This window comes from Desulfocicer vacuolatum DSM 3385 (assembly GCF_900176365.1).
Taxonomy (GTDB): Bacteria; Desulfobacterota; Desulfobacteria; order Desulfobacterales; family Desulfobacteraceae; genus Desulfocicer; species Desulfocicer vacuolatum.
The window spans coordinates 1-14409 of sequence record NZ_FWXY01000022.1 but is presented as its reverse complement, the minus strand read 5'-3'; the positions used below and the strand labels follow the sequence as shown (position 1 = coordinate 14409).

Annotated in this window: 9 protein-coding genes; 1 reads left to right on the top strand and 8 read right to left on the bottom strand. The window is 50.6% G+C overall.

The features are described 5' to 3' along the window. Positions 1–8 precede the first annotated feature (8 nt). The 7 genes from B9A32_RS16795 to B9A32_RS16765 all read right to left on the bottom strand — a co-directional run bounded on the left by B9A32_RS16795 (position 9) and on the right by B9A32_RS16765 (position 13087). Positions 9–1586 (bottom strand): SUMF1/EgtB/PvdO family nonheme iron enzyme, encoded by a 1578-nt coding sequence (locus tag B9A32_RS16795; protein ID WP_084071126.1) that lies wholly within the window; start codon positions 1584–1586, stop codon positions 9–11. Then, positions 1586–3385, bottom strand: coding sequence for an ABC transporter permease (locus B9A32_RS16790; protein ID WP_084071125.1), 1800 nt, complete (start codon positions 3383–3385; stop codon positions 1586–1588). Before B9A32_RS16790 ends, B9A32_RS16795 begins: the two co-directional genes overlap by 1 nt. After that, on the bottom strand, positions 3382–4113 hold the full coding sequence (locus tag B9A32_RS16785) for an ABC transporter ATP-binding protein (protein ID WP_084071124.1): 732 nt from the start codon (positions 4111–4113) through the stop codon (positions 3382–3384). The genes B9A32_RS16790 and B9A32_RS16785 overlap by 4 nt, the downstream gene beginning before the upstream one ends. Positions 4114–4118: 5 nt before the next feature. Continuing rightward, entirely contained in the window at positions 4119–6272 is a 2154-nt protein-coding gene (locus B9A32_RS16780; RefSeq protein WP_084071123.1) for a vWA domain-containing protein, read from the bottom strand. 256 nt (positions 6273–6528) lie between these two features. After that, positions 6529–7236, bottom strand: a complete 708-nt coding sequence (locus B9A32_RS16775; protein WP_084071122.1) for a tetratricopeptide repeat protein — start codon at positions 7234–7236, stop codon at positions 6529–6531. Further along, positions 7233–7535: a hypothetical protein gene (locus tag B9A32_RS21165; RefSeq protein WP_139795873.1), complete on the bottom strand. Its 303-nt coding sequence runs from the start codon at positions 7533–7535 to the stop codon at positions 7233–7235. The genes B9A32_RS16775 and B9A32_RS21165 overlap by 4 nt, the downstream gene beginning before the upstream one ends. Before the next feature lie 281 nt (positions 7536–7816). Beyond that, positions 7817–13087 carry a hypothetical protein gene (locus B9A32_RS16765; RefSeq protein ID WP_084071120.1) on the bottom strand — a complete coding sequence of 1757 codons (5271 nt, stop codon included), beginning with the start codon at positions 13085–13087 and terminating at the stop codon, positions 7817–7819. 300 nt (positions 13088–13387) lie between these two features. Between B9A32_RS16765 and B9A32_RS16760 the strand changes: the two genes are divergently transcribed. After that, complete coding sequence (locus B9A32_RS16760; protein ID WP_084071119.1) at positions 13388–13618, top strand: TetR/AcrR family transcriptional regulator; 231 nt, start codon at positions 13388–13390, stop codon at positions 13616–13618. A 402-nt stretch (positions 13619–14020) separates the two neighbouring features. Here B9A32_RS16760 and B9A32_RS16755 read toward each other — a convergent pair whose 3' ends face one another. Further along, positions 14021–14275 (bottom strand): hypothetical protein, encoded by a 255-nt coding sequence (locus tag B9A32_RS16755; protein WP_084071118.1) that lies wholly within the window; start codon positions 14273–14275, stop codon positions 14021–14023. Positions 14276–14409 lie beyond the last annotated feature (134 nt).

The window sequence follows — 14409 nt, the reverse complement described above, 5'->3', positions numbered from 1 at the left end:
AAACCTCCTTATAACCCTAGGGTGCTCAACTCATTTAGCCAGTCTTCAATGGCCGTGCGTTTCGTTTTTACCAAGGTCTGCAGATGAGCTGCCACCAGTTTGGCTGCCCGGACCTGTTGTGCCGCATTGTTTTCCAGAAGAAATTGAAGGTACCGGGTCTCGCCGGTTTGCCGGGCCTCCTGGTCCAGGGTCTCAAGCTGGCGCAGGGAAATAGAGTAGTTCTCCATGGACTGGCGGATGTTGGCTTCAATTTCAGCCCGGCGGGTGGTCAATTTTTCTATCATGGCTTCCCGTTTGCCTGCCTTTGCCGCTTCTATCAGCTTGTGTACCATGGGCAGTTTTTTACTTTCCAGGTAAACAAAAAATCCCCTTTCAGCGGCGATTTTAAACCAGGCATAGGCGGTTTCACCATCCGCCTTGGCCTGGATGAACTGCACATCAGCCATGACACTTTTGAGCCTGCCCAGCTCCTGCTGCATTCCAGGATTATCAGCGGCCATCTCTTCCAGCCGGGCCAGATACTGACCGGCCTGATCAATGCTGACCCGGGTCTTTTGACTGGTGGGTGCTGTGCTCACAGCTGCAGGGGTGTCGGCCCCGGTACCGTTTCGATAGATGTCCCAGGCCTCGGCATAGGTCTGAGCTGTATTGCGGTCTCCAAAGACCACGGCCGCCAGAACAGGCCGCATGCCCAAGGTCGCTTTTTTGTTGGGTGTGGGTGGGGCACTGCCCCTGGCAATATAAAATGGTTCTTCAGTGCGCAAACTGGATCGCAGCCTTTTCTCCGAAGACAGATAATGCCCGCCTCTGGCAACAAAACCGCCGGGCCGGCCCTGGTAATACTCGATCATATAAAGGCCCCAGGTCATTTCAGCAACATTGCCCAGCATATCGTACAAGCCCAGGGGGTTGGGATTTAAGCGGCCCACGGCCTTTAGTTTACCGTGGCTGGATTTGGGCCCGGCAAACCACTCGCAGCTGCTCAGCCGCTGTTGGTAAGGCGTCCTGCGATCAAAGACATCTGCCGATACCTGGGCCCCCCCCCGGGCGGCAAACTCCCACTCCGCTTCAAGGGGCAGACGGACAAACCCCTTGCTGCCGCCTGATGTGGGCAGTTTATCCAGGGCATTGGCAAACAGCCATTGGTTTAGTTTGTCTAAAAACTGCTGGGCCTCAAACCATGTAATGTTGGTGATGGGTGTGTCTGCTGTTTTCCGGTCCGGCGCCGGCAGTCCGTTGACAGCAGCCCATTGACCTTGATTCACCTCATATTTGGCCATGTAATACAGCCAGTCCTTGCCGAATTTCCCCTCACCCAGAAAAGAACCGCTGAGGCTCACCCCTGTGGGATGTTCCTTAAATCCACCGTCCGGATCACCCATGCGAAAGCTGCGCTGGGCAAAAGGTGCGCCTCCCAGCCCCAGAAAAACCGGCCTGAAAACCATCTGGCGGTTATCAGGCAAAGGGATGATCACATCACCATCGGCCGGGCGCGGGTTGTCAGGTGTTTTATCGGCATAGACCGGAACGGCCAGAAAAAAGGCCAGTATAAGAACCCAAATATGTGGTAAGCAAACTCTTGCCATTATTCATCCCTCAGGGCCTCGGCCGGGTCAATGGTGATGACCCGCCAGGCAGCCAGTGCAGCGGCAGTTTGTCCAAGAAGCATCACCCCGGATACCGCAGAAACCAGGTGGACAAGATTCAGCCGGCAAAACCGTTCGCCTGCTGCCAGTTGAGAGGAAAAAAGCTGGTTGATCAACCCTGCCATTCCCCCATAGAAGACAAAGGCCAGACCTAATCCCCCCAAGCATAAGAAAAGGGCCTGGAACAGGGGGAAACACAAAAGCCCGCCCCTTCCAAAACCGATAAGCGCCATGACCCCCAGGTCCCTTCTTTTGCGCTCCACCGAGGCATACAAGCTGGCAGTCAAAGATCCTGCTCCCCCCAGAACTCCGCCCAGGGCAATGAGCCAGAAAATCAATCCCAGGTGCGTGTCCAGCTCCTTGAGATCCCGGATCCGATCGGCCTCGGTATGGACGGGTATACCCTGGGCTTCCAGTTCCAGTTTCAGGGGTTCTACCTGGTCCAGGGTCTTGGCATAAAGCCTGAAAGCGGCATACCCCCTTCGTTTTAAAATAAACCGGTCTTTTTCGGGAAGCCAGTGTATCTCACGCCGGCGGCTTAAGTTCAGGATTCCGGCAAGTTCAGGCGGGACCTGCGCATATTGGCTGTTAGAAAACATCCCATCCAAGGGGGTAACCCTCAGGCTGAGAGAAGATTTTCCCGGGCAGGTCAGCTGGCTGCCGGGTTTTAACAGGATGTCCCGGGGCAGAATGATCTGCCGCCAGGCAGGCCCCATGGCCAGGTCTTTGTCCCAGGGGGCATTCACCCCTTCTGCCTGGGGCAATGCCAGAACAAAAAGTTTTTTATCCTGATCCAGTTCAATCTCTACCGGCGCCACCCAGGGCAGCACCAGGGCATTCTTCCCCCGCAGGCGGTGGTTGACCGTGGTTAACATTTCCCGGCCCAGGGCCCGGGTGGTTGTGATCAGATACAGATATTTTTTATGGTTGACCTGGTAACCCAGGCGGTGAAGGTGCTGATCTTTTTTTAACTCCTCCAACCGGCTCAAACCAGTGCCCGAAGTCAGCCGGACCTTGAGTACGGGATCCATGGGCATATCCAGCCCCAGGACCACACCGTCAAACACAGGCTGGGCCAGGGGGACTGCGCCCTTCCAGCCTAAAGCGGGTACGGCCTGACCGTCTTTAAACCCTTCTATATTTTCCAAAAGCCCCAGGGAAAAATAAACCACATCCCGGGTGGTGGCCCTTGGATCCAGAACTCCCGATACAGTCAGGGGCGTCCGGCCCAGTTCAAACCGGCTGCCTTTCAAACGCTTGACTGAAAGTTCAATCTCATCCCCGGCCCCGGCCCCAAGTTTGCGGGCCGCCTCAGCCGACAGGACACATTGACCGTCCCCCGGTGGGGCGGCCTTGTTCTCTATCAAAAGAGGATCGCCCACGGCACTGGGCCGGGCTTCCAGGATCAATTTATCCGTATTGGATTTAAGCTCCACACTGGCGGAAATACTGCGGGTGGTGGGCACTAAAAACAATACCTTTGGATCATCCTTGAGTGCATTCAGCCACTGCGGGGTAAATGACCGGCTGACCATGGGGCGGATTTCCCTGTTGCGCGGATCCTGGAGAAGGCGGGACCGCAAGGTCTCCATGGTGCCGTTTTTCAGGCCGAACAGCAGCAAAAGCGGACCGACCACGGCAGCAACGGCAAGAAAAAGACAGATGCTGAGTATCCATTCGTGCTTGAGGTCTGCCAATGCCAGCCCTGGAACCAGGCCGGCTGATCGCTGCCGGTTCATAGTCTGTCAAGTTCCTCCAGTGTGGAGGTTGTTAATTCCTGGGATTTTCGCACCACCTTAAAGCCGAATACCCGGTCCACTTGGTCCCTGAGCAGAGACCTGTCATGGGTGACCATGATGGTGGTGGTGCCGAATTTATGACTCAGTTCCCGGAACTGGTCCCGGATCTCCACGGCGGTCAGTTCGTCCACAGCAGCCGTGGGTTCATCAGCCAGGACAATTCTGGGTTTATGGACCAGGGCCCTGGCAATGGCCACCCGCTGCCGCTGGCCGCCAGAAAGAAAACTTGGACGTTTATCCAGTTGCCCCTCTATGCCTAGAATCCGGGCCATGGTTTCAACCTGGATCGGATCATTCTGCCGATTCAGTCGCAGGGGCAGGGCAATATTCTGACGAACGCTTAGGAAGGGCAAAAGCCCCCCGGTCTGCAGCACATAGCCAAGATCCCGGCTGCGAACAGTCGCCTGGTTGGCCTGGCTCAAACAGGTTAAATCCATGGGATCTTTTTTGCCGCCAATGCTGAAGGACCCTATTTTTTCGGGTTTGAGCACCAGGCCCAGGATGTCCAGAAGAGTAGATTTGCCGCACCCGCTGGGACCGACCACAGCTGCAAACTGTCCGGAATCCAGGTCCATTTGCGGCACAATCAACTGAAAACGCACCCCGGCCTGGATGCGTGTATGCATTAATTGACCCAGGTGAAGGGCATCCCCTTTTTTTGAAATCATCTTGCTCAGGGAAGCAGCTCCAGGCTTACAGGGTATACATGTTCATCCGGATCATCTTCCGGGCTAAGGGCGACCCAGCCTTCAGGCCTGTCATGGATGGACTGATATGCCTGTATCTTGGCTTCCAGTTCATTTAAAAATTCATCCTGTTCATCCACGGACCAACTCATCCACAAATCATTGTTCATGCTCATCAGACGGCTCTTGTAGGGCAGACCTGAAAGAAATTCAGGAATCAGGCCGGTATCTGACATGATTTTTGCGTTCTTGATCAGATTGGGATCACGGGAAGCGGCGGCAGATGTGGCCTGGAGGGCACTGAAAAAATCCTCTCCGCCGATCTGCCCCCTGCGCCCCGCTGCCATGACTTCTTTTAAAATGGTATTCAAGGAATCCAGCTGACGCTTGTTGATCAGAAGCCTGACTTCCATGGCCTGAATATCAGGCTCCATCAGGTCCTTGTCCATGGCCCAGGCCACAATATCCCTGGGGGCTTTGGCGCCGCTTTGTTTACCCACCCACTCCACCATGGCAGCTTTTACCATTTGAAAGGCCAGGTCCTGGGCGCTGGGCTCCACGCTTAATTCCAGGGCATCATTGTCCCCTGCCGGGGACACCACCCCGGTGCTGGCTTCTGTTTTGGCTCCAGCGGCCGGTGTTTCAGATGTCCCAGCAACCGGAGGTTGACTGAGCATGGCCTCTTCACTTAAAACTGTCCCCTGGCCGCCCGGTGCACTGAACCCGTTCCCCATGTCCCCCTGTTTGACAGTACTGAGCATGCTCGTCAGGGCATAGGTAATGTCCGAGGCAATTTGTTTAAACCCGTCAATATTTTCAGAGTTCATGGAAAAATACGCATTTTTTCCCTGCATACCGGGGTTGGCACTCAGCTCCATGAACTGCATCTCAGCCGCTTCATGATACTTTCTGGCCCTGGGCGCTTTGACATGCATGGCATACACATAGATGGACGCATCATCGGAAATGGCCCTCAGGGTCTGGGTGGATTGGCCCGATGCATTGTACTTGTGTCCCGGTTCGTGGCCGGGCGCATCCCCTAAAAGAACGATGATCCTTACAGCACCCTCGGTCCATGCGGTCTGGGTAATGGCATCATTGATCCCGCTGAACACATCTTCAGCATAATCATCGCTGTCCACCTGGGTCACATCGACCTTGGAAAGGGCCTGAACAAACTCATTTGCAGGCAAAAGGGCCGGGGTATAGTTAAAGGTCGTATAGCCGATACCCGGGATCTGGTCCACAGGATCCCGGTATCCCCATACCCCGAACCGGAGGCTTTGGGCTGTGGCCTTGTCAGAGCCAAGGTCCCGGGCGACCTGCCGGATGACATCCAAAGTCGCCTGAATATAGGGACGCATGGAAACCGTGGTATCAGACACAAAGACCACGTCCATCTTCATCGCCTTTAAGACCCCGGCATCAACCCCGGCTGCCTCCTGATTGGCCTCATCCAGATAGCCCTTGTTATGACGGATATCTGTTGATTGTCTGGCATCCGGCCCCCCGGCCGTTGCAGCCGCCAGCTGAACGAGCCTGCCTTCGCGCCCCTCTATCTCCACTTCTTCAAAAGACAGAATCGGCAAAAGATAAAACTGGGTGGCAATATCCACGGCCTGCTTAGGTTCCACCGACCGGATGGGAAAGTCCTCTGGTATCTGTTGTGTTTCCAAGGCATTGTAGATCTTGCCCACCTCTGCCAGGCGGGTGGGTGTATCTTTTTGAGAAAGCTCTGCCAGGGGATCGCGCCGGGCAAACATGAGAACCGGCTTGCGTCCCTCCGGGTGGGTATAGGCCAGACACATGGTCTGCTTCCACTCGAACACGTCCTTGGCCTGCATCCATCCCAGAACATTGCCCCGGTTGTCTGCCCCCACTTCATACCAGCCGTCCTGAAGCTCTATATCTTCAGCGCTTGGCCGTGCGTAGACATAATATGGCTGAAACGCCGGGACATTTTCTTTCACTGTACCGCCATCCGCATCTTTCCCATTATAGATATGAGAAAACGGCCGGGCCAGAACCCGAAGGGGCAATAGTTTTTTGCCTTCTATTGAAACAGGTTTTCGCCGCTCTGATGCTGATACAGGTATGGCCAGGCAGGAAATAATTAACAGCAAAAAACACTTTTTCAACATAAATCGAACCTCCTGTATTACTTAAGGCAATTCCTTAATTTCGGACCTTTGTCAGCCATTTTCAGCACAGAACGTGTGCAAAATGCCTGGGCTCTATCGCATCTTGCTAAATTGAGTATTATCACTATGCGGGTTATTAGCTCAAGGCATTGGTCTTTGTCAAGAGACACAGCATATCCCCCTAAGGATATGGCAATAGGACAAAGTAAAAATTCACCGGCTTTCAAGCCCTCAACGATTTCGTAAAATAATGAGGTCACAGATCATGCCTGTGTGCCGCTTTATACCGGATCGAAATATCCCCATAGTATCGTAACCAGAAGTCTCCTTCCTGAGAAGAAAAAAAACCGGGGCTATTCCGGCCAAGACCATAGGCTTTCAGGGCATTCCCATAAGCCCCGTCAATGTCACCAAACCTGTCCCGCACCTTTGATTCCAGGAAAAAGGCCAAAGCCGATCCCGGATCAGATGCCAGGGCCTTTCGGGAATCTGCCTCTGCGTTTTTATTCTCGCCAACGGCCAGGCAAGACAGTCCCCGGCGGGCATAATAATAGGATTCGGTCGCAGGCTTCAAGGGGCCTGAATTTTCAAATCCTTTTTTAAAATCATCAAGGGCGGCCGTATAATTTTTCTGCGTGTAGGCCAGATCTCCCCTTCGCAGATAACACAGACCGCAGTCTGGCTCAAGCTGGATGGCCTCACCCAGAAGAGAGATTGCTTTTTCAGGATGGCCAAGCCGGACGGCAATGGCATATTGCAGTTTCAGGGCCTTTGCCATAATTTTTTTATCATTTCCCATGGCAAAACGCGTCCGTCTGGCATGACGCATGGCCTGGTCCATATCCCGGTATTCATAGGCTTTATACGCCAGATTCAATTCTTTTTTTGCATCCAGGACAAAGACGCCCAGCCCCAGCAATCCCAAAGCCGCAAAAAAGGTCAGGATTCGGCCATATTTAATCATTGGTTGTCCTCGGGCTGACTGTTAACACCCACAAGCAGGAAAAACACCATGAAAAAAAGGTCGAACAGGTTTAAAAAAATCCAGAAAACCCCGTTCACCCCCAGTTGAAAATTTTTTGCAACCGCGCCTCCAAGAAGGGTGATCCCCCAGATCGACTCTTTGGTATCGTTCTGGATCACCCGGCCCAGCCAGCCCAGAGGCTCAAACCATGGCTGGGCCAGGCCGAATCCAATGGCCTGGGCAATCATGAAACAGGCAAAAAAAATCAGAACCTGGGTCATGGAATCGGGTTTTTTCATGGTTTTTCCAGGCGTTAAAGTGCTTGGACATAAAATCCCTGCCGCCCAGGGAACGAACAACCCAGCAAGGGTTCCCTGGCCCAATACAAAATACCCATACCAATACCTGCCCCATCCGGCAGCTGCACCGGCGAAAACTGCCAAGCCCATTCCGGCTGCCAGCCTGCAAACCGGCATACGCAGCGTTTTTCCGTGTAACCGGGCACTTATCTTTTCTGTTTTTTGAACCGCCACAGCCCCCTCTTTTTCATTAATAGAATTTTATAAATTCACCTGCGTCTTTATTTGGCCATATATTTTTTACGTTGCTCTAACCACTTTTGATAGCCTTTATTGTCTTTGCGCTTGAATTCACGGATTGCTTTTCCCACCTGGCAGACCTGAAGACTATAGCTGTCCGAAGCCATGTCACGTCGCCCACAGCCCCAGTTGCCCTGCATGCAGGGAGGACCCGGGTTGTCGCATGAGGGGCTGCGTCCCTTGGTCGGCTCAGGATGATAGGAACAGCCTGAGCCCATGATCGAATAACGGTTGCACAGGCATTTTAATACCTTGATGTTCCCGCTTCTCTTTAACAACACTTCTATGGCCCGTGTGGCCTTTTTAGACAATTCCTTTACCTTGGGAGTGCTCTTGGGGGGCAGGGGTTTGGGCAGTGCACCGCAGGCCTTTGCATTGGCGGCCATGATTTGTTTATAGGACCCCGGGTTTATCAAGGCTTCACAGACCAGCTGGTCCTGCAGCCGCTGGTTTTCTATTTTTCCAATCTGGCATGCACCGTCTTTGCCCTGCCAGCTGGCCATCTGCTGAAGCACCTGGGCTCTCAGGTCCAGATAACTTTTAAAGGCAAGGGCTTTTCGGGCACATGTCATCGATGAATAGGTCTGTTTGCCTGAGGCCAGCCCCGATGCTTTGTCATAAAGGTGACTGGAGCCTTCCTTGACCGTATCAAAAAAACTTTTGCCCTTTACCTGGGTCATATAAGAATCAAACTTACATTTACTATTGTACCAGGCATCTTTCATCTCCTTGTAGAATTTATCCTGGCCCTTGTCTTTTTTCTCTTTCTGGTACCATTTTTCCAGATGGCCCATGACGGTATCGTCAATTTCCTGTGCATCTAACTTGATGGGCAGCCCCTTTATGGCCAGGCGCCTGTTTTCAGGGGTTAAAAATTCTTTGTATCCTTTTGGGTTGGCTTCGATTCGGTTGCGCAGTGAGGTTCTTAAATAGTTAGCCCCCCTGCCGCTCAAAATATCATTCACCTGGGAGATGGTGCCGCCTTCGGCTCTCAGTTTTCTGTATTCATCCATAAAATCAACGGTTTCGGCGTTAATAAGCCCACCTCTCAGGACGTTGAGGGTTTCATAATAGGCTTTCACAGCAGACCATCCTGGAATTTTAGTCACCATGGCCATGGTGGCACCTTTCATGGTGTTGATGGCAGCTGCCCGGGCCATTTCAAGGGCTTTGGCATCTGGATTCGGCACACTGAGCTGTCCTGCAAGATCAGCAAACTTTGCGGTCTTTTTTTGCAATTCTTTGAGATCATTGTCGTCCAGAAGAACCACCATCCGGGTGTACTCCTTTTTCCAGGCCGCCTGCTGATCCGGGGTCATTTTCAGGGGATTATAACTTTTGAGCTTGTGTTCGATGGCTTTTTTGCCCAGCCTGGACAGGCAGTCTCCGGTCACACAGGTCTTGAGCATGGCCTGTGTGCTATCCCAGAGTGCCCCTTTGACCCCCTCTTCCCAGCCATTTTTTTCAACATTGGATTTGAGTTTCATGGCCTTGTCGTAGTACCCTTGGGTTTTGTCATAATAGGCTTTTGCCTGGGCCACGTGTTTCTGACCCATAACCAGGTCTGTTGCCATTTTGGTGGCCAGCTCGCCGACCACACGCCTTAAATCAACCCCGTCTCCAAAGTTAATGTTCACCTTGCGCATGTTTTCAAGGGCCAAATCGATATCGGTCTCGCAATCTTTTTTTTCCTTGCCTGCGGCACAGGCTGAGGATGGAGAAATTATGGCAAGAATGTACTGAGAAAGTATGGTGCGCTTTGCCGAATCGCTTCTGCCTTCAAGCTGTTTTAAAAGTTCAGGGGGAACTGAAATCGGCGTCAAACTCGGCACCTCAAGATTTTTTTCATACTGATCCTGATGTATCTTTTCAATGGCCTTTATATCCTCATCATAATCCGGCAGGGCCTCGAGGAAGGCGTCTGCCTGTTCATTGGCTACCTGTTCAAGATGCTCCATATCCGGAAGGTCCAGGATGATGGTGCGGTGGAGCATCAAACGGCCGTTTTTGGCATTGTCGTACATGCAAAGCTGGTATCTGCCAGGTGTTTCCGGCATGCGCAGAGAAAAAGTTCCCCTGTCTTTACCACCCAGATTAATCAATGCGATGGCCGCTTTTCTTGCGGCAGCTGAATCTGTATTTTTCAGATCAACGGCTTTGGGCAGGATACCGATCCAGGCACTTGGGTCATAGGCAATGGAGGCCGTGAAACGGCCTGTTGTGTGCATACCGGCATACAAGGCCTTGTTCTGTGCAAAATAGGCCTGAAGCTCAACTTCTGGCTGATGAACGGCCAGGTATCTTTTATCAAGGCGAACATTCACGGTACGGCGAACTGCCGATGCCGGAAGGTCAAAAAAATCTTCTTTGCCCGTACCCTCCCAGAAACAAACATGGTATTCACCGGGTCTTGTCGGTGCGGTTAAAGTGGTTTGTATGACCCTTCCCTGGGTCGATTTGATGATTTCCGGCCCATGGATAAACCCAATATTTCCCTGGTCATCTTCCCCGGCCAGGGCCCAGGTCAGAGGATCGTTCCAGGTTGAAGACGGATGAAGCTGTATTGTTGTAAGCCCATTGGGGATGATGTTTGAATCCGTCACATGGACCTCTGCTTTGGGGCTCAGTGTTGGGGGGGAGGTCAGCCGGATGGGATATGCTGTCTTAAAACCACCCATAACCAACTGATAATTGCCGGGTTCAACATCCAATGAAAGAATGGCTTGAAACACATTTTCTTTGATTTTTTTAAACCTGGCTTTGGCCAATGAACCTGGGCGGTTGTGAACGGTATTGATATCCTCGGAATAAAGATACACATCTTTAAAAATTCGGGAAAATCCAGGCTCAGGATCTGTGTTTGCCGTGAGCACAAGATTCCCTTTGGCAAAGGCAGGCTCAGGTGTGATTATTTTTGTGTGGTAAACATCCTGTACCGTGAATTCCATCTGGGTGATCAGGCTTGGAGGGCCAGCCTTGGTCCATTGAAGGGTATCATAAACATAGAGCCGGTAACTGCCGGGTTCCGGTGCGGTCAGGGTAATAATATCTTTGTGAGAATCCAGTTTCTTCACCGTCAGGGCCTGTTTGAGGGCCCGGGCAAGTGATGACGGCGCCGGCCCTTTAGGGAGAAGGACAAGGCAGGCCGGCAGGGTTTGAGGAATTGAATAATTAATCAGCATCTCCTGTCCCGGTACAAACCGGGAGGCAAACAGATTAAATTGAGCAAAATCTGAATCTTCAAGCCGATCCTTGTTCCCAAAAGCGGCAACCGCTTCAGGGCTGATGGAAGATGCGTCAGGGTCAGTCTTTGGCCGGACCATCTTTGCTTTATCAAAAAAAGTGACACTGGTCTGGGCCTTTGGTTGTTCATCGCCCTTGACAAAAAAGAGTATCTGGTAGGTGCCGGCTTCTTCAGGGGCCTTGATACTCCCTGGATAATCCATGTACTGCTTGTAAAGATTTTGTTTCAGCACCTCTTTCTCATCTTTAATGAACCTGGCGATCCCGTACTCTGGAATCCCGTCAACCGGTTGAAAGACTTTATATTTAAAGGGCATTTGAGTCTGGTAGGGCCCTTGTGCCACCTGGATGAGGGCTCCGGCTTGTTCTTTTGCGACAATGGTCAAAGGAAGGGCTGCGCAAAGCTGAGCTCTATTGTAGACTGTGAGAAAGTAGTGACCAGGGGTCAAGGGGGCGGTGATATCAAACCAGCCGCTGCCATCGGTATACGCGTTTTTATTTAGGGAAACGGCATACCGTTTGTTCCTGACATATTTGGCTTTATGTGTATTAACCTGCAGATGTTCTCCAGGCAGAAGAAAGGCATTCAGATCTCCTGGGTCGCCACCCACATGGATGCCTGCACGAATATTCGCCCCTGGCAAGTAATTTGTCTGGGGCAATACAAGTTTAACATAATCTTTTCCTTTAATCTGGACCACGGCCAGTTTTTTGGCAGGTGCCTGCGATTTAAGGGATCGCCAATGGGGATAATATAGGATATCGTAACTGCCCCCTGTCTGTGGCAGGTCCACCCTGAGGTTGGGTCTGCCTAAGAATTTATGCCTTTCCGAAAGGGCATGGTTTAACCCGTGCCTGATATCTTTGGGCGCAAACCATGATGGCACCACAAGACAATGAAAATCCGGCTTTTGGGCGACATCAAGTCCAAGGCCACTGCCTGCAATTTCGATCCGCTGTTTTTTATCAAAAACCAGAAAGGAACCAGAGGTGCTAAATCCTTTTACCAATTTTACGGGTTGAGGGTTGCCGACCATGAGGTCGACCTTCAGCAAAAGGTGTTGATCTTTGCTGTCCTCGCTGAAAATGCGCAATTGATATTCTCCGGGTTCTTTTATCCGATACTTTACCCGGGTAAATTCTTCTTTTTGATTTATGTACCAATAGGTTATATGTTTTTTAGAATCATCAGGGGTCTCTTTTCTGAACAGCCCCACCCAGGGACGTTTTCCTTTTACACCGGTGAGCCATGCCTGGGAGTTGTGAATAACCCCATTAAACTCGTAGCCCGGGGCGATGGCCGTCCCCCCCAGTCCCGGATACCCCCGGGTTTCCACCTTGAGTTTTCCCGCCCATCCAACCGGCTTTTGTATGGAAATATTTTTTTGGGTCAAGAAAAGACCCCTGCTGTCATAAACATTCAACATATATTCTGCCGGCACATCGGGCAGTTGAACCTGAAGGGTATTATCAAGTGCCGGGGTAGGATAGAGGACAGGCAAGGTTGTTTGACGGTTTTTCTCTTGTTCATCCAAAGAGGGGGTGATCGGAACAAGGTGCAGCCAGACACCGCCCGGCTGCTTGCGGGTAATACGGCACTCAAGCCGCTGCCCGGGGTGGTAGACCTCTTGATAAAGACCTAAAGCATCTTCCTTTATAAGGGTGAAGGCACCGGCCAGGGGGGTATCTTGTTTTTTTTTCAGAGCGGCAATTTTCTTTTTTAAAAGTTGATGCCGCCCATTGTCAGTCGGCGGATACTTGTCCCAGATAAGATCCAGGTATTGATAGGCCCGTCTGGCCTCGGAAAAAACACCCACTGTTTCAAACACTTGCCCTGTGTCAAACAGCTTGTCATGAAGAACAATTGAGGCTTCAGGCAGGGTTCTAACCGCTTGTTTCAAATCCTGGCGGTATTTTTGAATATCGGCACGGGCCGGGGAAATGCTGCAGCATAGCAATGTCACAACCCCAAAAAACAAGGCGGTGAGATTTATTTTTTTTGTCTTCATCAACATACCTCTTGGTTTTCTGCCTTCAAAGAAGCGATTTATCAAAAAAAGCTCTGGGACCATATCCAAAGAAAGGAACCCAGGTATAAAAAGGAGGGGTAACCTCCAATTCGAGTATCATCCCAGCCTGGATTTAAAATTCATATCACCGTTTTTCGCAATAGGCAAAATTTAAAAGCCGTCATAGAAACCCTGAACGACAAAATTGCCGAAAATATACAGAATCTGGGCAAACCGGAAAAAAATTATTTCAACCTGTCCCATTTACGATTGACACGACCGGTCATATTTTTTTCACCTATGAAGAAAACGATCCATAAAAATAAAATCAGAACCCGGCTTATTGAAATCGGGTTACGTCTGTTTTCACACTACGGGTACAATGGCACCGAAATCAAGGCCATTGTGGATGAAGTCGGGGTGCCAAAAGGATCCTTTTATAATTATTTTAAAAGCAAGGAAGACTTTACCGTTGCCGGCATTGAATTTTACTCAGACACCTTGATCACACTATCTCTGCAGGCTCACTAATCCTATCTTTTACGAGTATTGCTTGTTTTGCTGTCGCTATTAGATTTTTCAAATAATAAATCAATTAATTCTTTTTTGGCTTCATGTTTTAGACCATGTTCTTTGAGCATTTCTGCTTTTTGAATAGATGCTGCGAAAATTCAAGATGGAAAAATGAAGCACATTACCAGAGGAACAAATAATAAAGTCTTTTTCATAAATATTCTCCTTAACAACAGTTGTATTCAAGGGTAGCCGACCAAAGGGAGGGGGCTTGGGGTGTGTCGGACAAAGTCCGCCCCAAGCTGTTCGATGTAATAATGGTTATGGGTTATTCTTTTGTTTCACGTTGAAACATTTTTCCGCCAGTAGACCACAAATAAAGGGTTTCAGAATAGCCAAATCTGAAAATTTTTCGTTTAATCACTGGTTCAGACAACTATCCTGACACATAGGGAAAACAAGCCCACGCCCAAGCAACGAAACTCCAGCGCCAAATTCATCTAAAATACCATCAGCGGATGCAATGAAAGGCATGTTTAACCCAAATCTAAAATAAACAATAGAAACACCCTCCGGTATAGCACCCATCGGCTGAACAACAAAAATACCGCAAATAATTCTGAACATTATTGCAGATAGCAATAGCATTCCAACGAAAAGAGTTCGTTTTTTCATATTATACCTTTAGGATGATTTAACTGAATTAGAATTTGTAATGTTTAACTCACTGGCTTGTCCACGTGCAGTGGTTTGTTCAACGGCCCGGGGAAGTGGGGTGGAGAATTCACCTTAACTGCCGCTGAAGCGTT

What these genes read in the sequence shown, in the direction of transcription:
- B9A32_RS16795 (WP_084071126.1), bottom strand. Translation starts at nt 1,586, where the DNA reads ATGGCAAGAGTTTGCTTACCACATATTTGGGTTCTTATACTGGCCTTT.
- B9A32_RS16790 (WP_084071125.1), bottom strand. Translation starts at nt 3,385, where the DNA reads ATGAACCGGCAGCGATCAGCCGGCCTGGTTCCAGGGCTGGCATTGGCA.
- B9A32_RS16785 (WP_084071124.1), bottom strand. Translation starts at nt 4,113, where the DNA reads ATGATTTCAAAAAAAGGGGATGCCCTTCACCTGGGTCAATTAATGCAT.
- B9A32_RS16780 (WP_084071123.1), bottom strand. Translation starts at nt 6,272, where the DNA reads ATGTTGAAAAAGTGTTTTTTGCTGTTAATTATTTCCTGCCTGGCCATA.
- B9A32_RS16775 (WP_084071122.1), bottom strand. Translation starts at nt 7,236, where the DNA reads ATGATTAAATATGGCCGAATCCTGACCTTTTTTGCGGCTTTGGGATTG.
- B9A32_RS21165 (WP_139795873.1), bottom strand. Translation starts at nt 7,535, where the DNA reads ATGAAAAAACCCGATTCCATGACCCAGGTTCTGATTTTTTTTGCCTGT.
- B9A32_RS16765 (WP_084071120.1), bottom strand. Translation starts at nt 13,087, where the DNA reads ATGAAGACAAAAAAAATAAATCTCACCGCCTTGTTTTTTGGGGTTGTG.
- B9A32_RS16760 (WP_084071119.1), top strand. Translation starts at nt 13,388, where the DNA reads ATGAAGAAAACGATCCATAAAAATAAAATCAGAACCCGGCTTATTGAA.
- B9A32_RS16755 (WP_084071118.1), bottom strand. Translation starts at nt 14,275, where the DNA reads ATGAAAAAACGAACTCTTTTCGTTGGAATGCTATTGCTATCTGCAATA.